Here is a 24,242-nt window from a genome sequence, read left to right as displayed (position 1 = left end):
CGGGGCGGCCGCCGGCGAGGGCGGCCGAGCTCCGCGTCACTGCATGTTGATGATCACCGCTTCCTGCCACTGCCGCGGCAGGCGCTTGGAGGTTTCCTCCCAGGCCTTGGCGTCCTTGATCGGCTGGGCCTTGGCGTACTGCTCGTTGGGCAGCAGTTGGGCCTTCACGTCGTCCGGCAGGGTCAGGCTCTCGGCGCGGATCGGTCGCGCGTTGCCCTTGGCCAGGTTGATCTGTCCGGCGTCGCTGAAGATGTACTCGCGGGCGAGCTTGGCGGCGTTCGGGTGCTTGGCGTACTTGTTGATGATGGTGGTGTAGCCGGAGATCACCGAGCCGTCCGAGGGGATCAGCACCTCGAAGCGCTCCGGGTCGATCTGCTGGCGGTAGCTGAGGCCGTTGAAATCCCAGACGATGCCGACTTCGACCTCGCCCTTTTCCAGGGTGGCGATCACCGGGTTGGTCAGCGACAGGCGGCCCTGCTTGGCGATCTTGCCGAAGAACTCCAGGCCCGGCTTGATGTTCTTCTCGTCGCCGCCGTTGGCGATGGCCGCGGCGAGCACCCCATTGACCGCCTGGGCGGCAGCGCTGACGTCGCCGATGGTGACCTTGTACTTGCCCTGCAGCAGGTCGGCCCAGCTGTGCGGTACGTCCTTCACCAGTTGTTTGTTGACGATGAAGGCGATGGTCCCGGTGTAGGCGAGCGCCCAATGGCCGTCCTGGTCCTTGGCCCAGGCCGGGATCTGTTCCCAGGTGCTCGGCTTGTACGGCTGGCTGACGCCCTGCTGCACGGCGATGGGGCCGAAGGCGGCGCCGACGTCGCCGATGTCGGCGCTGGCGTTGTCCTTCTCGGCCTTGAACTTGGCCAGCTCCTGGGCCGAACTCATGTCGGTATCCATGTGCTTGAGCCCATACTTGCTCTCAAGGTCCTTCCAGGTGTCCTTCCAGTTCGCCCAGCTGTCGGGCATGCCGACGCTGTTGACCTGGCCTTCCTTGCGCGCGGCCTGTTCCAGCGCCTGCAGGTCCGCTTCGGCGGCCAACGCCAGGCCGCTGCCGAGGGCGATGGCGGTTCCCAGCAATGAAGCAAGCATGCGTTTCATTCGGTGCTCCTTCGTTCGAGAGGTTCGGTCGGGCAGCCTCGGGAGTTCTCGACGCTCCTTCGGGCGGGACTGCCGCGGGTGTGGTCTAGATCAGCAAGACCCAGGCCAATCTAGAGCCGCTGGATGACGGTTTCATGTCAGCTAGCCGCGCCTGGTATCGCCGCGGCTTGCATCCGCAGAAGCGTAGACCATGCTTAAGCCCTCGATTCCATGGGCGTCGGGCGCCTCCGGGAAGACCGCTGTCTTGTGCCTGTCACGTCCCGGTCATCTGGGTTTCCTAGCATCGGACGAGCCGGAGGCGCAGGGCGGGCCGGTGGAAGTGCCCCTGGCTGGGGCTGGACTAGACCAATAAGGAAGCAGTCGATGCGTGACGAAGCGCTACCCACCGTAACGGCGATCTGCCGGGCGCTCAGCGAGCAGATCGGCCATGGTCTGCTGCCGGCGGGTGGCAAGCTGCCGGCCGAGCGCAAGCTCAGCGAGCTGTTCGCGACGACCCGGATCACCCTGCGCGAGGCGCTGATCCAGCTGGAGTCGCAGGGCCTGATCTACCGCGAGGAGCGCCGCGGCTGGTTCGTCTCCCCCGAGCGGCTGGCCTACAACCCGCTGGTCCGCAGCCACTTCCATGCGATGGTCAGCGAACAGGGCCGGGTGCCGGCGACCGAGGTTCTGTCGGCCCGGCAGATGCCTGCGAGCGCGGCGGTCTGCGAGCTGCTGGAGCTGCCGGCGCTGTCCAGCGTCTACCAGATCCGCCGGGCGCGGCGGGTGGACGGGCGGCTGGTGCTGTATGTCGAGCACTACCTGAACGCGCAGTACTTCCCCGGAATCCTCGGCCACGACCTGACCCGCTCGCTGACCGAACTCTATGCCAGCGAGTACGGCATCCACTATGGGCGGGTGCGTTTCGACATGGTGCCCACCGCACTGCATGCCGAGGCTGCGGCGCCGCTGAAGGTGGCGGTGGGCAGCCCGGCCCTGCGCATCAGCCGGATCAACCGCGACCAGCGTGGTCGGCTGATCGACTGCGACCTGGAGTTCTGGCGCCACGACGCCATCCATATTAGCGTCGAGGTGCCGCAGTAACGCCACGCGTCGACGACCTGCGGCACCTTCTGCGAGGATGAGGCTCCGGGAAAAGGAGCCCTCGCATGTTCATACTGCCGATTTCGTCCGACCTGCACCTGGAGCTGCTCGACCAGCCGCGCGCGGAGGAACTGTTCCGCCTGGTGCGTGCCAACAGCGAGCACCTGGCGCCCTGGATGCCGTGGGTGCCGCTGACGCAGAGCGCGGACGATACCCGCCGTTTCATTGGCGAAGGCCAGCGGTTGTGGGCGGAGCGCAGGAGCTGCCGCTGCGGGATCGTCGAATCCGGATGCCTGGTCGGCGTCATCGACCTGCACGATTTCACCGAGGACAGCCGCAGCGCCAGCATCGGCTACTGGCTGGCGGCGTCCGCGCAAGGGCGCGGGCTGCTCGCCAGGGCGCTGGGGAAGACGATCGAGCTGGGTTTCCTTGGCTACGACCGGCAGCGCCTGGTGATCCGCTGTTCCACCGAGAACCTGCGCAGCCAGCGCGCCGCTGAGCGCCAGGGCTTCCGGCGCGACGGAGTGATCCGGGCCAACGAGATCATCGCCGGGCGTGCCCACGACCATGCGATCTACACGCTGTTGCGCAGCGAATGGCACGCTGCGCACGCCTGAGTGGCCCCGGGCGAATGCCCGGGGCGTGAGCGCGGCTGGCGCTCAGGGCAGCTCGCTGCTGGCGTAGAAGGCGCCGAGCACCTTGACCAGGTGCGCCAGGTCATGGCTGCCGGCCAGCTCGCGAATCGAGTGCATGGCGAAGGTCGGCAGGCCTATGTCGACGGTGCGCACGCCGACCTGGCTGGCGGTGATCGGGCCGATGGTCGAGCCGCATCCCATGTCGCTGCGGGTCACGAAGCTCTGCACCGGCACTTCGCTGTCCTGGCAGAGGTGGCGGAAGAAGCCGGCGGTTTCGCTGTTGGTGGCATAGCGCTGGTTGCTGTTGATCTTGATCACCGGACCGCCGTTCAGCGCCGGGCCATGGTTGGCGTCGTGCTTGTCGGCGTAGTTCGGGTGTACGCCATGGGCGTTGTCGGCCGAGACCAGCAGCGAGCGCTGGATCGCCCGGCTGAAGGCGTCGCCTTCCGGCAGCAGGCGGCGCAGTACCTGTTCGAGGAACGGGCCGTCGGCGCCGCAATGCGAACAGGAACCGACTTCCTCGTGGTCGGTGCAGACCAGGATGCAGTTCTCGTCGCCTTCGGCGTTGAGCAGAGCTTCCAGGCCGGCGTGGCAGGACAGCAGGTTGTCCAGGCGCGCCCCGGCGATGAACTCGTCGTTGAGGCCTACCACCGCGGCGGACTGGGTGTCGTAGAACGACAGCTCGTAGTCCAGTACCACGTCGGCGGTGATGCCGTGCTCGCGCAGCAGCTGTTCGTCGAGCAGCAGGCGGAAGTCGGCGGCCTCGCCCGGCGCCAGCTGGGCGATGATCGGCGGCAGTTCGTTCTGCGCGTTGATCGGCCAACCCTCGTTGGCGGCGCGGTTGAGATGGATGGCCAGGTTGGGGATGACCGCGATGGCCTTGCGGAAGTCGACCAGGCGGCTTTCCAGCTTGCCATTGGCGCGGAAGGTGACGCGTCCGGCCAGCGACAGGTCGCGGTCGAACCAGGGGGCGAAGAGGGCGCCGCCATAGACTTCGACGCCGAGCTGGAGGAAGCCGTTGCGAGCGATCTCCGGGTTCGGCTTGACCCGCAGGCAGGGGCTGTCGGTGTGCGCGCCGACCAGGCGGAAGCCGCTTTCCAGGGGCGAGCGACGGCCCAGGCGGATGGCGATCAGCGACGAGTCGTTACGGGTCACGTAGTAGCGGCCGCCGGCTTCGGTGTGCCAGGCGTCGCGCTCGTCGAGGCGGCGGTAGCCGGCGGCTTCCAGGCGGCGGGCGAGGCTGGCGGTGGCATGGAAAGGCGTGGGCGAGGCCTTGAGGAAATCGATCAGGCCCTGGTTGAGTTCTGCGCGCATAGTGGCTCCGGACGGCAATCCATGCAGTCTATCGTATTGTCCGACGGGGTTCAGGTCGTTGGCGGCGGGGCCGGCCAGAAAAAGCGGAAGCTGGTCGTTGTATGGCAAGACGGGGTACCGGAAATCGGCGGGCGGCGTCCCGGCGGGCCGGGACGCGGCGGGGAAGGCTCAGAACGGCGCCGGCGACTCGAAGCGCAGGCGTTCGCCGCTCTGCGGATGGGTCAGGCACAGCAGGCTGGCGTGCAGGCACAGGCGTTCGTGGGCGGCGAGGGCTTCGGGGTTGGCGTAGAGGCGGTCGCCGAGCAGCGGATGGCCGATGGAGAGCATGTGCACGCGCAACTGGTGCGAACGGCCGGTGATCGGCGTCAGCTCGACCCTGCTCCAGCGTTCATGACGCTCGACCACACGCCAGAAGGTCAGGGCGTGGCGGCCGTGCTCGAAGTCCACCACGTGACGCGGCTTGGTCGGCGGGTCGTAGCGCAGCGGCAGTTCGATGCGCCCGCTGTCCAGTTCCGGCAGGCCCCAGCAAAGGGCGGTATAGGCTTTCTCGGTCTCGCGGTCGTGGAACTGGCGGGACAGCTCGCGGTGGCTGTCGGCGTCGCGGGCGAGCACCATCAGGCCGGAGGTTTCCCAGTCCAGGCGGTGGACGATGCGGGCCTCGGGATAGCCGTTTTCCTGCAGGCGGGTGACCAGGCAGTCCTTGTTGTCATCGGCGCGGCCGGGCACCGACAGCAGCAGGGTGGGCTTGTCGACCACCAGCAGGGCGTCATCCTGGTGAACGATTCGAATCTGGGACAGCGGCATAGCGAACGGGCTCATCGCCGGGAGGCGGCAGGGAGCCTGGCGGGCAGGCTCGGTGAAACGACTGCGGCGGCCAATGGCCGCCGCAGTATGGACCCTGGGCGAATCAACGATCCGGCAGGGTGATGTTGAGTTCCAGGATCGAGCAGTTGCCCTGGTTCTCCAGTTCCACCTGGATCTGCTCCTGGTCGATCGGTACGTACTTGCGGATCACTTCCAGCAGGTCTTTCTGCAACTGGGGCAGATAATCCGGCTGTGCGCGCTGGCCACGTTCGTGGGCAACGATGATCTGCAGTCGTTCTTTCGCGATGGAAGCGCTGTTCTGCGATTTCCGACTGCGAAAGAAGTCTAAAAGGCTCATTCACGTCCTCCGAACAGTCTTTGCAGGAATCCTTTCTTCTGCACATCGAGGAATCGATGCGGTATTTCCTTGCCGAGCAGGCGGTCGACCGCATCGCTGTACGCCTGGCCGGCGTCGCTCTGCTCGTCGAGGATCACCGGCACGCCCTGGTTCGACGCCTTGAGCACGGCCTGGGATTCCGGGATCACCCCGAGCAGGCGGATGGCGAGGATCTCCTCGACGTCGTCGACGCCGAGCATCTCGCCCTTGGTGACGCGCTCCGGGTTGTAGCGGGTCAGCAGCAGGTGTTCCTTGATCGGCTCCTCGCCTTTCTCGGCGCGCTGCGACTTGCTTGCCAGCAGGCCGAGCATGCGGTCGGAGTCGCGTACCGAGGAAACCTCGGGGTTGGTCACGACGATCGCTTCGTCGGCGAAGTACATGGCCAGGTGGGCGCCTTTCTCGATGCCCGCCGGGGAGTCGCAGATGATGTATTCGAAGTCCTTGCGCAGCTCGGCCATGACTTTCTCGACGCCCTCCTTGGTCAGGGCGTCCTTGTCGCGGGTCTGGCTGGCGGCCAGGACATGCAGGTTCTCGAGGCGCTTGTCCTTGATCAGGGCCTGGGTGAGGGTGGCCTCGCCGTTGACGACGTTGACGAAGTCGTACACCACGCGGCGTTCGCAGCCCATGATCAGGTCGAGGTTACGCAGGCCGACGTCGAAGTCGACGATGACGGTCTTGAAACCGCGCAAGGCCAGGCCGGTGCCGATAGCTGCGCTGGTGGTGGTTTTACCGACGCCACCCTTACCGGAAGTGACTACGAGAATTTTGGCCAAGGTGATTCACCCCAATGAAAAACGTAAGAATTCTGGTCCCTGAAAGTGGCGGCAGTATCCGTTAAAGGCGGGTGATGTTCAACACGTCACCCGACAGGCTGACGTGCACTGCCTTGCCCCACTGCGGGCTGCGTCGCAGGTCCTCCGCGACCTTGTAGTTACCGGCGATGGAGACCAGTTCGGCGGCCAGCTGCTGGCAGAAGATTCGCGCCGTGGCGTCGCCTTTCACGCCGGCCAGTGCGCGTCCGCGCATCGGGCCGTACACATGGATGTTTCCGTCGGCGAGAAGTTCCGCGCCGGGACTGACCGCGGCCAGCACGATCAGGTCGCCGCCGGCGGCGTAGATCTGCATGCCGCCGCGCACCGGGGTCTTCACCACCTTGGTCGGGCGGCTGACGGGCTCGGCGGGCTTCTCCTCCGCCTTGGCCGGCTCGGGCCTGGCTTCACCGGCGCTCGGGCTGGGCTCTTCGGCAGGCTTGCGCGGGGCGCTGTCCTTGATGTCCAGCGGTCGTTCGCGGGCGCCCGAGGGCGGCAGCACCGGCAGGTCCAGGGCCTGGGCGGCGGCGATGTCCTCCTCGCGCCCGGCGCGGATCGCCAGGGTGCGCAGGCCGTGGCGGCGACAGACCTCGAGGAGCGCCGGCAGGTCGAGGCGGCCTTCGCCTTCGGGCAGCTTGTCGAGGGCCATGACCAGGGGGGTGTCGCGGAAGAAGTTGGGCGCTTGCGCCACCTTGTCGGCGAGTTGCCGTTCGAGCCTCGCCAGGTCGTTGTGCGCCAGTTCGAGGATGGTCACCGCGAGCATGCTGCCCTTGAGCTGGAATACGGGGTCTTGATCGAGGAGGTCGGCTTGGCTCATGGGGCTTGTCGGTCGTTGAATTGCAGGGACTTATAACGAGAACGCCGGATGCCCGCAAGCGTGGCAGATAGCCGGGGCGGCATCGATCGGCAACGCGGCGTCCCGCCGGGACGGCGGGCAGGGTAGAATGGCGGGCTTTGATCGTCGTCGGAACCGTCCATGGATCGCCCCCGTTTCTCCAGCGCTTTCCTCCATCCCCGCTACTGGCCGCTCTGGTTCGGCCTGGGGCTGCTCTGGCTGGTGGTGCAGTTGCCTTATCCCGTCCTGCTGATGCTCGGCCGTGGCCTGGGGGCGCTGATGTACCGCTTGGTCGGCTCGCGCCGCGAGATTGCCGCGCGCAACCTCGAACTGTGCTTTCCGGAAAAGTCGCCCGCCGAACGCGAGCGTCTGCTGAAGGAGAACTTCGCCTCCAGCGGCATCGCCTTCTTCGAGATGGCCATGAGCTGGTGGTGGCCGAAGGCGCGCCTGGCCCGTCTTGCCCATATAGAAGGCCTGGAGCATCTGCGCGAGGCCCAGGCCAAGGGCGAGGGGGTGATCCTCATGGCCCTGCATTTCACCACCCTGGAGATCGGCGCGGCGCTGCTCGGCCAGGTGCACACCATCGACGGCATGTACCGTGAGCACGACAACCCGGTGTTCGACTACATCCAGCGCCGTGGCCGCGAGCGGCACAACCTCGATGCCACCGCCATCGAGCGCGAGGACGTGCGCTCGATGCTCAAGGTGCTGCGTGGCGGCCGCGCCATCTGGTACGCACCGGACCAGGACTACGGCGCCAAGCAGAGCCTGTTCGTGCCGCTGTTCGGCATCCCGGCGGCCACCGTCACCGCCACTACCAAGTTCGCCCGCCTGGGCCGGGCGCGGGTGTTGCCGTTCACCCAGAGCCGCCTGGCCGATGGCAGCGGTTACCGCCTGACCATCCACCCGCCGCTGGAGGACTTCCCCGGCGAGAGCGAGGAAGCCGATTGCCTGCGGATCAACCAGTGGGTCGAGCGTTGCGTGCGCCAGCAGCCCGAGCAGTACCTGTGGGCGCACCGGCGTTTCAAGACCCGCCCGCCAGGCGAAGCCAAGCTCTATCCGAAACGGCGCAAGCGCTGAGGACGGGCATTCCGGACGCGCGCGGGGTCTGGCTATACTCGCCGCAGTTCATGACGGAAGCCCCGCTGTGTCCGATCCCCTTGCCCCACGTCCGCCGCTCACCGGCCTGATCCTTTCCGGGGGCGGCGCCCGCGCGGCCTACCAGGTCGGCGTCCTGGCCGCCATCGCCGACCTGCTGCCGGACAGCGCCGGCAATCCTTTCCCGGTCATCGTCGGTACCTCCGCCGGCGCCATCAACGCCGTTGGCCTGGCTTGCGGCGCCCTGCAATTCCGCCAGGCGATCCAGCGCCTGACCGCGGTCTGGCAGGGATTCCGCACCGAACATGTCTATCGCAGCGACTGGCCGGGCGTGACCCGCCAGGCCTCGCGCTTCCTCGGCCATAGCCTGCTCGGCCTGGGGCGGCGGGTGCCGGTGGCGTTGCTGGACAACCGGCCGTTGCATGAGCTGCTGGCACGTGAGCTGGATTTTTCCGGGATTCATGCGGCGGTGCGCCAGCGCCAGTTGCGCGCGGTGGCGGTGACCGCGTTCGGCTACGAGTCGGGGCAGGCGGTGACCTTCTACCAGGGGCGCGCGACCATCGATCCCTGGGTACGCCATCGGCGCCTGGGCATTCCCACCCGCCTGGAGCTTCGGCACCTGCTGGCCAGCGCGGCGATCCCGCTGCTGTTCCCGCCGGTGCGGATCAACCGCGAGTACTTCGGCGACGGCGCGGTGCGTTCCCAGGCGCCCATCAGCCCGGCGTTGCACCTGGGCGCCACGCGGGTGCTGGTGATCGGCGTCAGCGGCAACCCGGCCACCGGTGGCGACAGTGCCATGACCGGCCTGCCGCCGTCCGACCGACCGCCGAGCCTGGCGCAGATCGGCGCCCACCTGTTGAACAGCACCTTCATCGACAGCCTGGAAGGCGACATCGAGCAGTTGCAGCGGATGAACCAGATCGGCCAGTTGGTGGCGCCGGAGGTGCGCCGCCAGGCGGGTGGGCTGGAGCCGGTGGAGGTATTGCTGGTGTCGCCGAGCCGGCCGCTGGACGAGATCGCCGCGCGGCACTACCGGGAGCTGTCGCGGGTGCTGCGGCTTTTCCTGCGCGGTCCCGGAGCGACCCGCGCCAGCGGGGCGGGGGTATTGAGCTACCTGTTGTTCGAGCGCGGCTATTGCAGCGAACTGATCGAACTGGGCTACCACGATGCGATGGGCAAGCGGGCGGAACTGGAGCGCTTCCTGCGGATCGAGCGGTAAACCTTATTCAGGACGGGACAGGCGGAAGGAAAAAACCGCCCCGAAGGGCGGCTCGCGCACGGCTCAGACGGCCAGGACACCGTCGCGATAGTCGCGTAGCGCCTGCTCGATTTCCTCGCGGCTGTTCATCACGAACGGACCGTACTGGACGATCGGCTCGCGCAACGGCTTGCCGGCGAGCACCAGTACCCGGGCGCCGGCTTCGCTGCGCAGGCTCAGTTCCCCTTCTTCGGACAGCCGAGCCAGGCGATTGGTGGCGATTTCCACCGGGCGTTCGCCTTCCACCGTCAGGCTGCCTTCGTAGACGTACAGCAGCACGCGATGGCCGTCCGGCAGGCGCGGGGCGATGCGGCCGCCGGCAGGCAGTTGCAGGTCGTAGTAGTGCGGCTCGGTGTCCGGCCTTTCCACGGCGCCGATCTGCTGCGCCTGGCCGTCGTCGAAGCGACCGGCGATCACCGTGACCTTCACGCCTCCGGCGGTTTCCAGGCGCGGCACGTCTTCCGGCTCGATATCGCGATAGCCGGCCGGAGCCAGCTTGCTCTTCGCCGGCAGGTTGACCCACAGCTGGAAGCCACGCATCGCGCCTTCCACCTGTTCCGGCATCTCGCTGTGGATGATGCCGTGGGCGGCGGTCATCCACTGTACGCCGCCGGGCTTGAGCAGGCCGCGATTGCCGAGGTGGTCTTCGTGGCGCATACGCCCTTCGAGCATGTAGGTCACGGTCTCGAAGCCGCGGTGCGGGTGCGAAGGGAAGCCGGCGACATAGTCGTCCGGGTTCTGGGTATCGAACTGGTCGAGCATCAGGAACGGATCGAAGCGTTCCGGGGACGGGCCGCCGATCACGCGGGTCAGGCGGACGCCGGCGCCATCGGAGGCGGGGTGGCCGGTATGCAGTTCGAGGACATCACGGTAGCGGGTCATGGGAACCTCCTGGTTCGTGTATGGCTCGATGATAGTCCTCTGTGATCGATATATGGATGCGAGTTTTATGTGATTCCTATCGATTTATTGAATCGTTATGAGGAAAAGAAACCGCCGCACAGGGCGACGGTTCTTCGTCTCACTCGGCGATCTGCAGCTTGCGCGCCTCGGTATAGATGTAGCGCAGTTTCTCGTACTCGAACGGCGAGTTCATCTGGCCGTAGCGGAAGCTGGTGTTGTAGCGCCTGTCCACCACGCGCAGGGCGGTGATCTCCGGGTGGTCGCCGCTGGCCTGGGGAACGTTGAGGTAGTTCACCTGGTATTCGCCGACGTAGTCCACCACCAGTCCGCCGGTGTCGCGCAGGTTGGACGGGCCGAGGATCGGCAGCATCAGGTAGGGGCCGCCGCCCACGCCGTAGAAGCCGAGGGTCTGGCCGAAATCCTCGCTGCGCTTGTGCAGGCCCATCTTGGTCGCCGGGTCCCACAGGCCGAGCACGCCGAAGGTGGTGTTGAACAGCAGCCGCGCGGTGGTTTCCATCGCCGCCTTGCCCTTCAACTGGGCGAGGTTGTTCAGCAGGTTGGGCACGTCGCCGAGGTTGTCGAAGAAATTGCTCACGCCGCTGCGGACGAAGTGCGGGGTGACGTATTCGTAGCCTCGCACCACGGGCAGGAACACCCACTCGTCGAAGCGATAGTTGAAGTGGTAGACCCGGCGGTTCCAGGATTCCCAGGGATCGTACATGTTCAGTGCGTCGAGGGTGGCGCGCTCGAATTCGCGTTGATCCAGGCCGGGATTGAACTTGAGTTGGTCCAGCGGACGGCTGAAACCGTCGCCGTCGAGCTGACGTGGCGGCAGTTCGACCGGCGCGGCGGCCTCGTCGGCCTGGGCGCTGGCGGCTGCGCTCAGCAGAAGGGCGAACATCCAGTGTGCGGTTCGGCTCATCGATCAGTTTCCTGCCTGCTGGGTGAGGGCCGCGCTGGCGACCTGGGTCTGTCCGGCGGCGGGCGTGGCGAAGAAGTCCAGCATGTCCTGCGCGTTGACCTTGTAGTTGAGGTTGCCGCAGTGACCGCCATAGGGATAGACGGTCAGGCGTTCGCCGAAGGTCCGGCGAAGGAAGCCGAGGTCGCCCGGGCCGAGGATGACGTCGTCGGCGTTGTGCATCACGGCGATCTTCGGGCTGTCGTGCAGATAGTCCTGCAGCTTGTAGAGGCTGACCTGGTTGACCAACTGGGTCAGGCTGCCGCCGTCGTAACGGGCTCGCCACATCGGGATCAGTTGCTCAGTCATGTAGCACTCGAAGTCGCACTGCAGCGCGCGCTTGAAGAAGGGCTCCAGGCTGGTGCCTTCGTTGATCGGGTAGTTCGGCGGGGTGATCAGGCCGCGACGGTTGACCAGGTCCGAGGTGAAGGCGATGTCGGCGGCGGAGAAACGGAACGAGGTGCCGATCAGCATGGCCATTTCCTCGTTGCTCAGGCGCTGCTTCGACTGCTGGAAGTCGTAGAGCATGGCGTCGTTGATGTCGACGTAGCCTTTCTGCCGGAAGTAGCGGGTCAGCTTGCTCAGCACCACCTCGTAGAAGGTGCGCGAGTCGGTGATGCCCTTGACCTGGGTTTCCACCAGTTTGTCGAGGTTGCTCACCGAGGTGTAGAGGTTCACCGGTGGATTGAGCAGCAGCACCTTCTTGAAGTTGAAGCTCTGGCGGCTTTCGTCGAGGTGGCTGACGAACGCGGCGTTCAGCGCCCCCAGGCTATAGCCGGTGAGGTAGTAGTCGGTCACCGGCAGGTCGCGCTGCTGCGCACGCACCGCCTGCATCACCCGGTACAGGTCATCGGCGTCGTCGCTGGAAAAGCCCGGCGTGGCGAAGCGCGAGGCGCTGGCCATGAAGTCCCAACTGGTCGGCGAGGACAACTGCACCACGTGGTAGCCGGCCTGGTAGAAGAGCTTCTTCAGGTATTCCGGGAAGCTGCTGGCGTAGTGGGCGCCAGTCCCGGCAATGATGAAGATCAGCGGCGCCGCATGATCCTGGCGGGCCAGGCGGTAGCGCAACTTCTTCACCGGCCAGAAGTTGTCCGGCAGGGCGAACTCGCGCTCCGGGCGCAATTTCAGGCTGTAGTCCTTCTGGTCGATCTCCTCGCTGTGCGGAAGCTCGGGACGCAGTTCCGGCGGCGTGGTGGCGATGGTCGCCTCGAACGGGTTGGTCAGTGGATAGCCGTAGCTCGCGGCGTCCACGTCCCGGGCCTGCGCCAGATTGGCACAACCGAGGGCGAGGCCGCCGAGCAGGGCAGCGAAACGGAGGAAGTGGGGCATCGGGGGAATCCCTTCGAGGGAAAAGTACTGAGTGAATATACTGCCGCTATGACAACTGCAAGCCTCAGTAGTGCAGTGGGTTATTGCAGCCAGCGTTCCAATCGGTCTTTCCCGCCTCTTGCCGTGCCTCGCGAATATCCCTTCAGGCGTGGCGGTGCAGCCAGCCGTGGGCGCTAGCCGGGCGCGGCGCGCCGTCTTTCTCGAAGCGTTTCCAGATCTTCTCGTGGAAGTAGAAACCGACCGAGTTGCACAGCGGCTCGACCGCCGCCACCAGCCCGCCGACCGCTATGCTGCCGGTCAGCGCATAGGCCACGCTGAAGGCGATGATGAAGTGCATGACGGTGAAGGTCAGGGTCTTGAGCATGGCTGCTCTCCTTTGATCGAGAATCATTCCTCTTTGGCGAAAGCCTATCCAGGCGCTCGGCCAAGCGGAAATCGGCCTGTCCAATCGAGTGCATAGAGCGCTTCGATCGCACTGTCTCGGAGCACATCCGCAGCGTGCCGCAGCGCAGTTCGAGGCATGTCGTTATCGGGTGCGATGGGTGTCGTTCTCAGAGCAGTCCGCCGTCCGGGCGCGCCGATGATGGACGGCGGCACCGCAGAGTGCCGCGACCGCCGGGGAGCGTCCCCGGCGGCATAGAACAAGGGGTACGTCTGATGCGAATGATGCGACGACTGTTGTGCTGGAGTGCGGGCCTGGCAATGTCGGCGGCGGTGGGGATGGCGGCCGCGGCGGACAAGCCGGTGATCACCATCGGTTACGTGGACGGCTGGTCGGACAGCGTGGCGACCACCCATGTGGCCGCCGAGGTGATCCGCGAGAAACTCGGCTACGAGGTGAAGCTGATGCCGGTGGCGGCGGGGATCATGTGGCAGGGCGTGGCGCGCGGCAAGCTCGATGCCATGCTCTCGGCCTGGCTGCCGGGCACCCACGGCGCCTACTACGAGAAGATGAAGGACAAGGTGGTCAACCTTGCCATCAACTACCCGGACGCACGCATCGGCCTGATCGTCCCCGAATACGTGAGCGCCAACAGCATCGCCGACCTCCAGGCGCAGAAGGACGCTTTCGGCGGCCGCGTGGTGGGCATCGATGCCGGCGCCGGGGTGATGATCAAGACCGACGAGGCGATCAAGCAATATGGCCTCGACTACAAGCTGGTGGCCAGTTCCGGCAGCGGCATGATCGCCGAGCTGACCCGTGCCGAGAACGAGAAGAAGCCGGTGGTGGTGACCGGCTGGATTCCGCACTGGATGTTCGCCAAGTGGAAGCTGAAGTTCCTCGACGATCCGAAGAAGGTCTATGGCGATACCGAGCATGTCGACACCGTCGCCAACCCGGCGCTGGAGGCCAAGGCCAAGCCGGTCTGGGAATTCCTGAAGAAGTTCGGCTGGAAGGATGGCAACGAGGTTGGCCAGGTGATGCTGGCGATCCAGGAGGGCGCCAAACCCGAGGATGCGGCGAAGCAGTGGGTGGCGGCCAACCCGGGACGGGTCAAGGACTGGGTGCAGTAGCACGGCTGGTTCGATTGGGGAACGCCGTGCCCGGGCAACCGGGCACGGCGTTTTTCCTTGCCGAAGGCTGGCTCCGGAATCTGCCGGAAGGCCCGGGAATACCGGTCTAGAGCGGCTGGCGAAACGCTACGACTAAAGTCGTCTGGAGCGCTTGCACCAGCGTCCTACAGTGGATATCGACGACATTCCGCGTCACCCCGCTGTGAGGATAAAAACAATGAACGACAGCATCTACCAGCGGATTGATACCAATCCGCGCTTCAAGGAGTTGGTGGCCAAGCGAGAGCGTTTCGCCTGGATACTTTCTTCGATCATGCTTGGCCTCTACGTGATATTCATCCTGCTGATCGCTTTCCAGCCGCAGCTGCTGGGCGCGCGTATCAGTCCCGATTCGTCCGTGACCTGGGGCATCCCGATGGGTGTCGGACTGATCCTTGCCGCGTTCATCCTGACCGGCCTGTACGTGCGTCGCGCCAACGGCGAGTTCGACAGCCTGAACCAGGAAATCCTCAAGGAGGCGCAGCAATGATCGCTCGTCTCCTTGCCGCGCTCGGCCTTGCGGCCTTCGCTCCGGCCCTCTGGGCCGACGCGCTGACCGGCGACGTGCAGCGCCAGCCGCTGAACGTCTCGGCCATCGTCATGTTCGTCGCCTTCGTCGGCGCGACCCTCTGCATCACCTACTGGGCATCCAAGCGCAACCGCTCGGCGGCCGACTACTATGCCGCAGGCGGCCGCATCACCGGCTTCCAGAATGGCCTGGCGATCGCCGGCGACTACATGTCGGCGGCATCCTTCCTGGGTATTTCGGCGCTGGTCTTCACTTCCGGCTACGACGGCCTGATCTACTCGATCGGCTTCCTGGTCGGCTGGCCGATCATCCTCTTCCTCATCGCCGAGCGCCTGCGCAACCTGGGCAAGTACACCTTCGCCGACGTCGCCTCCTACCGCCTCAAGCAGAAGCAGATCCGCACCCTGTCGGCCTGCGGCTCGCTGGTGGTGGTGGCGTTCTACCTGATCGCGCAGATGGTCGGCGCCGGCAAGCTGATCGAGCTGCTGTTCGGCCTCAACTACCATGTCGCGGTGGTCCTGGTGGGCATCCTGATGGTGCTCTACGTGCTGTTCGGCGGCATGCTGGCGACCACCTGGGTGCAGATCATCAAGGCCGTGCTGTTGCTCTCCGGCGCCTCGTTCATGGCGATCATGGTGCTCAAGCACGTCAACTTCGACGTCAGCACGCTGTTCTCCGAAGCCATCAAGGTGCATCCGAAGGGCGAGGCGATCATGAGTCCGGGCGGCCTGGTCAAGGATCCGATCTCGGCATTCTCCCTGGGCTTCGCGCTGATGTTCGGCACCGCCGGGCTGCCGCACATCCTGATGCGCTTCTTCACCGTCAGTGACGCCAAGGAAGCGCGCAAGAGCGTGTTCTACGCCACCGGTTTCATCGGCTACTTCTACATCCTGACCTTCATCATCGGTTTCGGCGCGATCCTGCTGGTCAGCACCAACCCGGACTTCAAGGACGCCACCGGCGCCCTGATCGGCGGCAACAACATGGCGGCGGTGCACCTGGCCGACGCGGTGGGCGGCAGCCTGTTCCTCGGCTTCATCTCGGCGGTGGCCTTCGCCACCATCCTCGCGGTGGTCGCCGGGCTGACCCTGGCCGGGGCCTCGGCCGTCTCCCATGACCTGTACGCCAGCGTGTTCAAGGGCGGCAAGGCCAACGAGAAGGACGAGCTGCGGGTCTCGAAGATGACCACCGTGGCCCTGGGCGTGGTCGCCATCGTGCTCGGCATCCTCTTCGAGAAGCAGAACATCGCCTTCATGGTCGGCCTGGCCTTCTCCATCGCCGCCAGCTGCAACTTCCCGGTGCTGCTGCTCTCCATGTACTGGAAGAAGCTGACCACCCGCGGCGCCATGATCGGCGGCTGGATGGGCCTGATCACCGCGGTGGGCCTGATGGTCCTCGGCCCGACCATCTGGGTGCAGATCCTCGGCCACGAGAAAGCCATCTACCCGTACGAGTACCCGGCGCTGTTCTCGATGATCGTCGCTTTCGTCGGTATCTGGTTCTTCTCCATCACCGACAAGTCGGCGGCGGCCGACGAGGAGCGGGCGCGCTTCTTCCCGCAGTTCATCCGTTCCCAGACCGGCCTGGGCGCCTCTGGCGCGGTGGCCCACTAAGCGCTACGTGAAGGCGTAGCCCGAGGCGGCGGCCGGGTTTCCGGTCCGCCGCCTTTCGTTTCAGCGTCCCGGCCACAGCGAGATGAGCCATGCCTGACAGTTTCAACTTCGCCTCGCCACCCTTCGACCAGTTGCGCCCCCATCAACGCGAGACCTTCAAGCAGGCTCTCAGCGTCGGCTACTATGCGCCGGGGGAAACTTTGCTGGAGGCCGGCTCGGCGGTCCCCGGGCTGTTCGTCCTGCTCAAGGGCGTGGTCGAGGAGCGCGGCGACGACGGGCGGGTATTCGCCCAGTACGCCGCGGACGACCTGTTCGACGTCCGCGGGCTGTTCTCCGGCAGCAGCAAGCACCGCTACCTGGCGATCGAGGAAAGCATCGTCTACGAGTTGCCGGCCAGTTGCTTCCACCAGTTGTGCGGGGAGAACCCGGGGTTCGCCCGCTTCTTCCAGGCCGACCTGGCGGCCAAGCGCCAGTTGGCCCAGCGCGACGGGCAGAACCTGGCCGAGTTCATCCTTACCCGCATCGCCCGCGAGCACTTGCTGCCGGCGCTGGAGGTGGAGGCCTCGCTGTCCCTCGGCGACGCCGCGCGCCTGCAATTGAGCCACGGCGCCGATGCCCTGCTGGTGCGGCTGGAGAGGGACGGGCCCGAGCTCGGCATCGTCACCCGCACCGACCTCATGAGCGCGCACTTCCGCGACGGGCGCAGCGAGCTGGAGGCGATCGGGCCGTTGGCCCATGGTCCGCTGGCCAGCGTCGAACTGGGCGATTTCCTGTTCGACGCGATGATCCTCATGACGCGCCAGCGTATCGAGCGGGTCGCGGTCACCGAGGACGGCCAGGTGATCGGCCTGTTGCACCTGACCCAGGTGCTCAGCCTGTTCTCCACCCATTCCCACGTCCTGGCGCTGCGCATCGCCCGCGCCGACGACCTCGGCGACCTGCGCCGCTGCGCGGAAACCCTGGACACCCTGATCGCTACGCTGGCCGGCAACGGTATTCGCCTGCGCTTCATCATGCAGCTGGTCAGCGCGCTCAACGAGCAATTGCTCGAACGGCTTTTCGAATTGTTGCTGCCGCCAACCCTGCGCGGGCGCTGCTGCCTGCTGGTGATGGGCAGCGAAGGACGCGGCGAGCAGTTGCTGAAGACCGACCAGGACAATGCCCTGGTCCTGGCCGACGATCTGCCGCAGGAACAGGCCCTGGCGATGATGCAGCGCTTCAGCGCGGCCTTGCTGGAGTTCGGCTATCCGCCCTGTCCCGGTGGAGTGATGGCCAGTCGGCCGGAATGGTGCAAGCCGCTGGCGGCCTGGCAGGCGGAGCTGCGCACGACGCTGCTGGAGGGCAAGCCGGAGCAGCTGTTGCGCCTGTCGATCCTGGCCGATGCCTGGCCGGTGGCCGGCAACCTGCAACTGTTCGAGCCGTTGCGTCGGCAACTGCGCGGTTTCGCCGACGGCGGCGAGCGCTGGCTGGCGGATATCGCGGCAGCGGCCCTGCAATTCGATACGCCGCTGACCTTCCTCGGCCAACTGAAGACCCAGGACGCCCGCCTCGATCTCAAGCGCGGCGGGATCTTCCCCATCGTCCACGGCATCCGCACCCTGGCCCTGCGCGAAGGCCTGGAAACCCGCGGGACCCTGGCACGGATCGAGGCGCTGAAGCGACACAAGGTCCTCGAGGCGCGCCTGGCGGACGACCTGAGCGAGTCTTTCGAGCTGTTCCTGCAACTGCGCCTGACCCGCCAGTTGGCCGGCCAACGCGACGGTCGCCAGCAGGGCCTGGACGTCAGCGGCATGAGCCGCCACGATCGCGACATGCTGCGCTACGGCCTGCATGTGGTGAAGAAGTTCAAGCAGAGCGTGGCCCGTCAATTCCACCTGGAGACCCGATGAACACCATGGTCAAGTTGCCCGACAGCCGCTGGCCGGGCTGGCGCCGCCGGCTGTATTGGTGGATGCACGAGGCGGTCGAGGCGGAGGAAGTGATCTCCCTCGATCTCGAGACCACCAGCCTCGACCCGCGTCGTGCCGACGTCCTCAGCATCGGCGCGGTGCTGGTGCGGCGCGGCAAACTGGTCATGGGCGAGCGCCTGGAACTCTACGTCGAGCCGCCGCCGAGCCTGGACGCGGAGTCGATCCGCATCCACAAGCTGCGCCGCGCCGACCTGGAGGGACAGTTGCAGCTGGAGCAGGCCCTGCGCCAGTTGCTGGCGTTCATCGGCGACCGGCCGCTGCTCGGCTACTACCTGTCGTTCGATGTCGCCGTGCTGAACCGGCACCTGCGCCAGCTCTTCGACCGACAGTTGCACAACCCTTCCATCGAGATTTCGTCGCTGTACCACCGGAAGGTCAGCCGGCATTTTCCCGACGCACACATCGACCTGCGCTTCGACACCCTGGCGCGGGCCCTGGATGTGCCGGTCAGCGGTCGCCATACCGCCCTCGGCGACGCCCAGGCGGTGGCGCTGATGTTCATGCGCCTGCTCAAGGGGCCGGCGCCCAAGGTCATCCACTGAGGCTGGAGGGCGCGGATTTATTGAATCTTCGTTGCTCGGCGGGGGTCGAGAACTACAAGGGCGGAATCTGCCGCCCTTTGCCCCATGAGCCGAACAGGAGCGACGCCCATGAGTCTCGGTACGATTCTTCTGATCATCCTGATCCTGCTGCTGATCGGCGGCCTGCCGGTCTTTCCTCATTCGCGCAACTGGGGCTACGGACCCTCGGGGATCGTCGGCGCATTGCTGGTGGTGCTGTTGGTCCTGTTGCTGCTGGGCATGATCTAGGGCCCGATCGGGAATGCCGTCGTGGTTGTCCGCCGTCCCGACGGGTATCGGCGGATAACGCCTCCGGCGTTATTTGCCATACGCGGAGGGTTCCCAGCTTTCGCTCCGCCGTTGCGGCGGGGTATCGGCGGATAACGCCGTTGGCGTCATGCGCTCTACGTAGGATGGTTCGAAGCCTTCGCTTGGTGAAGGGCGGTTTCATCGCGGGGTCCGCCGGGCGCTTTTTTTCCATCGACCGGCTTCACTTGCCTTGCGTCTCGCGCCAGACTGGCGCGCATGCCGATCCAGACGCTCGCCACCCTTGCCGATATCGACGCCGCCGAGTGGGACGCCTTGTTGCCTCCCGCCCAGCCATTCCTGCGTCATGCTTTCCTGTCCGCGCTGGAAGACAGCCGCAGCGTGACGCCCGCCACCGGCTGGCGCCCGGCCCATCGCGTGCTGCGCGATCCGCAAGGGCGGCTGTGCGCGGCGCTGCCGGCCTATGTGAAGGCGCACTCGTACGGCGAGTACGTGTTCGACTGGAGCTGGGCCGACGCCTGCCAGCGGGCCGGTATCCGCTACTACCCGAAGCTGCTGGTGGGGGTGCCCTTCACCCCGGTCGCCGGTGCGCGCCTGCTGGGCGAGGACGAAGGGTTGCAGGGGCTGCTCGCGTCCCTTGGCGAGGAGGTCGAGGCGAGCGGTCTGTCGAGCATCCATGTGAATTTCACCGACGCCCGGGCGGACACCTTGCTTGCCGCGCGTGACGGTTGGCTCGAACGCCTGGGCTGCCAGTACCACTGGCACAACCGCGGCTATCGGGACTTCCAGGACTTCCTCGAGGCCCTCAGTTCGCGCAAGCGCAAGCAACTGCGCAAGGAGCGCGAACAGGTCGGCGGACAGGGCATCGAGTTCGAATGGCGGGAAGGCGGCCAGTTGTCCGAGCTGGAGTGGGATTTCGTCTATCTCTGCTACGCCAACACCTACCTGGTGCGCGACCGCGATCCCTACCTGAGCCGCGAGTTCTTCGGCCTGCTGGCCGAGCGCATGCCGGAGGCGATCCGCGTGGTCTTCGCCCACCAGCGCGGCAAGCCGGTGGCGATGGCGTTCAGCCTGGTCGCTGGAGACACCCTGTACGGGCGCTACTGGGGATGCCTGGCCGAGTTCGACCGGCTGCACTTCGAGACCTGCTTCTACCAGGGCCTGGAATTCGCCATCGGCGCCGGCCTGGCGCGCTTCGACGCCGGCGCCCAGGGCGAACACAAGCTGATCCGCGGTTTCGAGCCGGTGCTGACGCGCTCCTGGCACTACCTGGCGCATCCCGGTCTGCGCGATGCCGTGGCGCAGTTCCTCGAACAGGAGCGGGCGGGAGTGCGCGCCTACGCCGAGGAGGCCCACGGCCTGTTGCCCTACCGCCAGGCCTGAAGGGGGCCGGAACGATAGGGCGTGGCGTCAGCTCAGCCGTTGCTGGTGCTGCCGCCCCATTCGAGGAAGCGGATCTTGTGCAGCTCGCCGCTATGGTCCTCGTAGACCACGGTCACCGGCACTACGCCGGTCCTGGTCGAATTGTCGGTACGGTGCAGGACATTCTTCACGTCCAGTTGCATGCCGTAGTGGTATTCCTCGACCGACAGGCCGCGGCCCGGGTCCTTGTCCACGTCCTGGGCGAAGGCCATGGGGGCGAGGCTGGTGATGACGGCGGACACGACAGAGGCAAGTTTCATTCTGTGATTCTCCGTAGCGATGGGGCGAAACCCCCGGTACCGAGCACTGGCATCCTTGGTCGTCCGTGGCCGACGCCAGGTGGACGGGGACGATGCGGCAGGCGTCGGGATCGAGCCGGGGCACGGGTTCGATAAGAACACCGTTTCGCTGGCGGAAAAAATCGAAGCGCGTGTTAGTCGAGATCGACGGCGGTGATGATTGCCGCGCAAAGGCCCGTTGCAGAGCCTTTGACAAGGTCACCCAAGCCGGGCGGCGCGAGCCGCCGCCCGGTGCCGAGGCTTCAGTCGACGCCGACGAAGCCGCCGGTCTGGTGTTGCCAGAGGCGCGCATAGAGGCCGCCATGGGCGAGCAACTCGGCATGCGTGCCGCTTTCGGCGATGTGGCCCTTGTCCAGCACCACCAGGCGGTCCATGCGCGCAATGGTCGACAGGCGGTGGGCGATGGCGATCACCGTCTTGCCCTGCATCAGGGTCTCCAGGCTTTCCTGGATCGCCGATTCGACTTCCGAGTCCAGCGCCGAGGTCGCTTCGTCGAGGATCAGGATCGGCGCGTCCTTGAGCAGCACCCGGGCGATGGCGATGCGCTGGCGCTGGCCGCCGGAGAGCTTCACTCCGCGTTCGCCGACATGGGCGTCGAAGCCGCGGCGGCCCTCGGCGTCGCTGAGCAGCGGGATGAACTCGTCGGCGCGAGCCTTGCGCACCGCTTCCATGAGTTCCGCGTCGCTGGCGCCGGGGCGGCCGTAGAGCAGGTTGTCGCGGATCGAACGGTGCAACAGCGAGGTGTCCTGGGTGACCATGCCGATCTGCGCGCGCAGGCTTTCCTGGGTCACCCCGGCGATGTCCTGGCCATCGACCAGGATGCGTCCGCTCTCCAGGTCGTACAGGCGCAGCAGCAGGTTGACCAGGGTCGACTTGCCGGCGCCGGAAGGTCCGACCAGGCCGATCTTCTCGCCGGGCCGGACCTTCAGGTCGAGACCCTGGATCACGCCGCTGCCCTTGCCGTAGTGGAAGGCGATGTGCTCGAACTCCACCTTGCCGCGCTCTACCCGCAGCGGCTGGGCGTCCTCGCGGTCGACCACCTTGCGCGGCAGGGCGATGGTCTGCATGCCATCCTGGACCTGGCCGATGTTCTCGAAGATGCCGCCGACCACCCACATGATCCAGCCGGACATGTTGTTGATGCGGATCACCAGCCCAGTGGCCAGGGCGATGGCGCCCACCGAGATCAGCTCCTGGCTCCACAGCCACAGGGCCAGGCCGGTGGTGCCGGTGATCAGCACGCCGTTCATCACCGTGATGGTCACGTCCATGGAGGTCACTACGCGCCCGGCGCGTTGCGACTTGAGGGTCTGGTCGCCGATCGCTTCGCGGGCGTAGTCCTCTTCCTGGCGGGTGTGGGCGAACAGCTTCAGCGTAGTGATGTTGGTGTAGCCGTCGACGATCCGCCCCATCAGCTTCGAGCGCGAATCCGAGGCCTCCACCGAGCGGCGCTTGACCTGGGGAACGAAGTAGGCGAGGGCGCCGACGTAGGCGAACACCCACAGCACCAGAGGGATCATCAGGCGCCAGTCGGCCTCGGCGAACAGCACCAGGGCGCTGACGGTATAGATCAGCACGTGCCAGAGGGCGTCCACCACCTGCACCGCCGAATCGCGCAACGAGTTGCCGGTCTGCATGATGCGCTGGGCGATGCGTCCGGCGAAATCGTTCTGGAAGAAGCCGAGGCTCTGCTTGAGCACGTAGCGGTGGTTCTGCCAGCGGATCAGGTTGGTCATGCTCGGGTTGATGCTCTGGTGCACCAGCATGTCGTGCAGGGCGTTGAACAGCGGGCGCAGGACCAGCGCCACCACCGCCATCCAGATCAGTTCGTTGGCGTGCACGCGGAAGAACTCCGCGCTGGGCGTGCTCTGGGCGAGATCGACGATGCGACCGAGATAGCTGAACAGCGCCACCTCGATCAGCGCGACGATCAGGCCGACCACCAGCAGGGCCAGGAACACCGGCCAGACCTGGCGCAGGAAGTAGACATAGAAACGCAGCACTTCGCTGGGCGGCATGCGTTCGGAAGCGCTGCGGAACGGGTCGATCAGACGTTCGAAACGACGATAAAGCATGATGGCTCTCTTCTGGAGCGGGCCCGTCCTGGGCCCGCCGGATCAAGCCCCTGCGGCTGGACTCAGAGGCGTTTGGCGGACAGGATCACCACGTCGTCGCTCGGCACGTCGGCGAAGCCGTTGCGGCGGGTGGTGGGAACCTTGGCTATCTGGTCGACCACGCCCATGCCACGCACCACCTTGCCGAACACCGCATAGCCGAAGTCGCGGGCACCATGGTTGAGGAAGTCGTTGTCGGTCAGGTTGATGAAGAACTGGCTGGTGGCCGAATCGACCACGCCGGTGCGGGCCATGGCGAGGGTGCCGCGCTCGTTGAGCAGGCCGTTGTCGGCCTCGTTCTTGATCGGTGCGCGGGTCTTCTTCTCCTGCATGCCGGCGCTGAAGCCGCCGGTCTGCACCATGAAGCCCGGGATCACGCGGTGGAACAGGGTGCCGTCGTAGTAGCCGCTGTCGACGTACTCGAGGAAGTTCTTCACGCTGATCGGCGCCTTGGTCGGATCGAGTTCTACCTCGATCTCGCCGAGGCTGGTGGCGATCAGGACGTGCGGCTTGGCGGCAGGCGTGGCGGCCAGCAGGGAACCGGCGAAGAGCAGGGTGCAGGTGGCGATCAGGAGACGTTTGAGCATGGTTGTTCCTTGGTTTTATCGATATCGGCGAGGAAGCCGAGCAGGGTGGTGTTGAAAATCTCGGGTTGGTCCATCGGCGTGGCGTGGCGGGAGTCCTCCACCACCACCAGGCGGGCGTCGGCGATCCGCTCGCAATAGGCCTGCTTCAGCGATACCGGCGTGTAGTCGCGATCCGCGCTGATCACCAGGGTCGGACAGGCGATCTCGGCCAATCGTTCCTGCACGCCCCAGCCGATGATCGCGTCGAGGCTGGCCAGGTAGGCGCGCTTGTCGTTCTCCGCCCAGCGCGCCTCGATCTTTTCTCGCAGCCCGGCCTGTTCCGCCTTGGGAAACAACAGCCGGCCGAGGGCGCGGCCGATGGTCCGCAGGCTGAGCAGGCGCGAGAGGAGCCTGCGCTTGGCCACTTCCAGGTGTTCGCGGGGCTTGCGCGGGATGACTTCCGGAGTGCTGTTGACGATAGTCAGGCTGCGCAGCAGGTCGGGGCGGTCGCAGGCCAACTGGAAGCCGATCATCCCGCCCATGCTGATGCCGACCAGGTGCACCGGGCCGCAGCCGAGCCGGTCGAGCAGCGCCGCGCAGTCATCGGCGAAGCCGGCCATGCTGTAGCCGCCGCGCGGCTTGCCGGAGCGGCCGTGGCCACGCAGGTCCGGGACCAGCAGGCGGTAGCGGCCCAGCAGGGCCGGCAACTGGTATTCCCAGTCGCGGGCGCTCGAACCGAGACCGTGCAGCAGCAGGACCGGCGCGCGCTCGGCGGGTCCGGGGTGGTCGTCGTAGACGAGGGTGCAGTCGCGGTGCTGGAAGTCAGGCATCTG

At 66.2% G+C, this 24,242-nt stretch carries 25 protein-coding genes; 11 read left to right on the top strand and 14 right to left on the bottom strand.

Translation table 11 applies throughout. From position 1 onward, the window contains the following. Window positions 1-36: 36 nt before the first annotated feature. Window positions 37-1,095, bottom strand: a complete 1,059-nt coding sequence (locus HMPREF2924_RS20695; protein WP_003091586.1) for an ABC transporter substrate-binding protein — start codon at window positions 1,093-1,095, stop codon at window positions 37-39. Between the two features lie 363 nt (window positions 1,096-1,458). On the opposite strand from HMPREF2924_RS20695, the gene HMPREF2924_RS20690 reads away from it, so the two are divergent. Together HMPREF2924_RS20690 and HMPREF2924_RS20685 are read left to right on the top strand one after the other, a co-directional pair. Beyond that, window positions 1,459-2,175 (top strand): UTRA domain-containing protein, encoded by a 717-nt coding sequence (locus tag HMPREF2924_RS20690; RefSeq protein ID WP_003091585.1) that lies wholly within the window; start codon window positions 1,459-1,461, stop codon window positions 2,173-2,175. A 65-nt stretch (window positions 2,176-2,240) separates the two neighbouring features. Beyond that, complete coding sequence (locus HMPREF2924_RS20685) at window positions 2,241-2,792, top strand: GNAT family N-acetyltransferase (RefSeq protein ID WP_003091584.1); 552 nt, start codon at window positions 2,241-2,243, stop codon at window positions 2,790-2,792. 42 nt (window positions 2,793-2,834) lie between these two features. On the opposite strand, the gene HMPREF2924_RS20680 is transcribed toward HMPREF2924_RS20685, so the two are convergent. The 5 genes from HMPREF2924_RS20680 to minC form a co-directional block, all read right to left on the bottom strand. After that, on the bottom strand, window positions 2,835-4,124 hold the full coding sequence (locus tag HMPREF2924_RS20680; RefSeq protein WP_003091583.1) for a M18 family aminopeptidase: 1,290 nt from the start codon (window positions 4,122-4,124) through the stop codon (window positions 2,835-2,837). A 168-nt stretch (window positions 4,125-4,292) separates the two neighbouring features. Next, window positions 4,293-4,928 carry an RluA family pseudouridine synthase gene (locus HMPREF2924_RS20675; protein ID WP_003091582.1) on the bottom strand — a complete coding sequence of 212 codons (636 nt, stop codon included), beginning with the start codon at window positions 4,926-4,928 and terminating at the stop codon, window positions 4,293-4,295. A 103-nt stretch (window positions 4,929-5,031) separates the two neighbouring features. Further along, on the bottom strand, window positions 5,032-5,286 hold the full coding sequence (minE, locus tag HMPREF2924_RS20670) for a cell division topological specificity factor MinE (RefSeq protein WP_003091581.1): 255 nt from the start codon (window positions 5,284-5,286) through the stop codon (window positions 5,032-5,034). Further along, entirely contained in the window at window positions 5,283-6,098 is an 816-nt protein-coding gene (minD, locus tag HMPREF2924_RS20665; RefSeq protein ID WP_003091579.1) for a septum site-determining protein MinD, read from the bottom strand. Before minD ends, minE begins: the two co-directional genes overlap by 4 nt. Window positions 6,099-6,159: 61 nt before the next feature. Next, window positions 6,160-6,951, bottom strand: coding sequence for a septum site-determining protein MinC (gene minC / locus HMPREF2924_RS20660; protein WP_003114802.1), 792 nt, complete (start codon window positions 6,949-6,951; stop codon window positions 6,160-6,162). A gap of 159 nt (window positions 6,952-7,110) precedes the next feature. Here minC and HMPREF2924_RS20655 point away from each other — a divergent pair, with 159 nt between their 5' ends. Both HMPREF2924_RS20655 and HMPREF2924_RS20650 read left to right on the top strand, forming a co-directional pair. Further along, window positions 7,111-8,049: a lipid A biosynthesis lauroyl acyltransferase gene (locus HMPREF2924_RS20655; protein WP_003091577.1), complete on the top strand. Its 939-nt coding sequence runs from the start codon at window positions 7,111-7,113 to the stop codon at window positions 8,047-8,049. Between the two features lie 67 nt (window positions 8,050-8,116). Continuing rightward, entirely contained in the window at window positions 8,117-9,286 is a 1,170-nt protein-coding gene (locus HMPREF2924_RS20650) for a patatin-like phospholipase family protein (protein WP_003091575.1), read from the top strand. 63 nt (window positions 9,287-9,349) lie between these two features. Here the strand turns inward: HMPREF2924_RS20650 and HMPREF2924_RS20645 are convergent, their stop codons facing one another. The 4 genes from HMPREF2924_RS20645 to HMPREF2924_RS20630 form a co-directional block, all read right to left on the bottom strand. Beyond that, entirely contained in the window at window positions 9,350-10,207 is an 858-nt protein-coding gene (locus HMPREF2924_RS20645) for a pirin family protein (protein WP_003109175.1), read from the bottom strand. 139 nt (window positions 10,208-10,346) lie between these two features. Beyond that, on the bottom strand, window positions 10,347-11,150 hold the full coding sequence (locus HMPREF2924_RS20640; protein WP_003130440.1) for an MlaA family lipoprotein: 804 nt from the start codon (window positions 11,148-11,150) through the stop codon (window positions 10,347-10,349). A gap of 3 nt (window positions 11,151-11,153) precedes the next feature. After that, window positions 11,154-12,515 (bottom strand): alpha/beta fold hydrolase family protein, encoded by a 1,362-nt coding sequence (locus HMPREF2924_RS20635; protein WP_003130441.1) that lies wholly within the window; start codon window positions 12,513-12,515, stop codon window positions 11,154-11,156. Between the two features lie 142 nt (window positions 12,516-12,657). Next, the gene (locus tag HMPREF2924_RS20630; protein WP_003091551.1) at window positions 12,658-12,879 is read right to left on the bottom strand and encodes a DUF2061 domain-containing protein; all 222 of its coding nucleotides are present in this window, start codon (window positions 12,877-12,879) and stop codon (window positions 12,658-12,660) included. 293 nt (window positions 12,880-13,172) lie between these two features. Here HMPREF2924_RS20630 and HMPREF2924_RS20625 point away from each other — a divergent pair, with 293 nt between their 5' ends. From HMPREF2924_RS20625 to HMPREF2924_RS20595, 7 genes are all read left to right on the top strand, one after another. Beyond that, window positions 13,173-14,030, top strand: coding sequence for a glycine betaine ABC transporter substrate-binding protein (locus HMPREF2924_RS20625; RefSeq protein ID WP_003114808.1), 858 nt, complete (start codon window positions 13,173-13,175; stop codon window positions 14,028-14,030). 217 nt (window positions 14,031-14,247) lie between these two features. Next, window positions 14,248-14,559 carry a DUF485 domain-containing protein gene (locus HMPREF2924_RS20620; protein ID WP_003091547.1) on the top strand — a complete coding sequence of 104 codons (312 nt, stop codon included), beginning with the start codon at window positions 14,248-14,250 and terminating at the stop codon, window positions 14,557-14,559. Continuing rightward, a complete protein-coding gene (locus tag HMPREF2924_RS20615) occupies window positions 14,556-16,211 on the top strand; it encodes a cation acetate symporter (RefSeq protein WP_003091546.1) in 1,656 nt (551 codons plus the stop codon). The genes HMPREF2924_RS20620 and HMPREF2924_RS20615 overlap by 4 nt, the downstream gene beginning before the upstream one ends. A gap of 89 nt (window positions 16,212-16,300) precedes the next feature. Then, the gene (locus HMPREF2924_RS20610) at window positions 16,301-18,100 is read left to right on the top strand and encodes a CBS domain-containing protein (protein WP_003130444.1); all 1,800 of its coding nucleotides are present in this window, start codon (window positions 16,301-16,303) and stop codon (window positions 18,098-18,100) included. After that, entirely contained in the window at window positions 18,097-18,723 is a 627-nt protein-coding gene (locus HMPREF2924_RS20605) for a 3'-5' exonuclease (RefSeq protein WP_003109180.1), read from the top strand. Before HMPREF2924_RS20610 ends, HMPREF2924_RS20605 begins: the two co-directional genes overlap by 4 nt. Window positions 18,724-18,831: 108 nt before the next feature. After that, window positions 18,832-18,990, top strand: coding sequence for a DUF3309 family protein (locus HMPREF2924_RS20600; protein WP_003091542.1), 159 nt, complete (start codon window positions 18,832-18,834; stop codon window positions 18,988-18,990). A 276-nt stretch (window positions 18,991-19,266) separates the two neighbouring features. Then, on the top strand, window positions 19,267-20,391 hold the full coding sequence (locus tag HMPREF2924_RS20595) for a GNAT family N-acetyltransferase (protein WP_003130446.1): 1,125 nt from the start codon (window positions 19,267-19,269) through the stop codon (window positions 20,389-20,391). A gap of 32 nt (window positions 20,392-20,423) precedes the next feature. On the opposite strand, the gene HMPREF2924_RS20590 is transcribed toward HMPREF2924_RS20595, so the two are convergent. The 4 genes from HMPREF2924_RS20590 to HMPREF2924_RS20575 form a co-directional block, all read right to left on the bottom strand. Then, the gene (locus tag HMPREF2924_RS20590; RefSeq protein ID WP_003130448.1) at window positions 20,424-20,690 is read right to left on the bottom strand and encodes a DUF2790 domain-containing protein; all 267 of its coding nucleotides are present in this window, start codon (window positions 20,688-20,690) and stop codon (window positions 20,424-20,426) included. Between the two features lie 281 nt (window positions 20,691-20,971). Further along, entirely contained in the window at window positions 20,972-22,804 is a 1,833-nt protein-coding gene (locus tag HMPREF2924_RS20585; RefSeq protein WP_003130450.1) for an ABC transporter ATP-binding protein, read from the bottom strand. Window positions 22,805-22,866: 62 nt separating this feature from the next. After that, window positions 22,867-23,430, bottom strand: a complete 564-nt coding sequence (gene ppiA, locus HMPREF2924_RS20580; RefSeq protein WP_003109185.1) for a peptidylprolyl isomerase PpiA — start codon at window positions 23,428-23,430, stop codon at window positions 22,867-22,869. Next, window positions 23,412-24,239, bottom strand: a complete 828-nt coding sequence (locus tag HMPREF2924_RS20575) for an alpha/beta fold hydrolase (protein WP_003091537.1) — start codon at window positions 24,237-24,239, stop codon at window positions 23,412-23,414. Before HMPREF2924_RS20575 ends, ppiA begins: the two co-directional genes overlap by 19 nt. Window positions 24,240-24,242 lie beyond the last annotated feature (3 nt).

This window comes from Pseudomonas sp. HMSC063H08 (genome assembly GCF_001813645.1).
Classification (GTDB): domain Bacteria; phylum Pseudomonadota; class Gammaproteobacteria; order Pseudomonadales; family Pseudomonadaceae; genus Pseudomonas; species Pseudomonas aeruginosa.
Note: the sequence above shows the minus strand (reverse complement) of the source record. Positions and strands in the feature narration are given on the sequence as shown.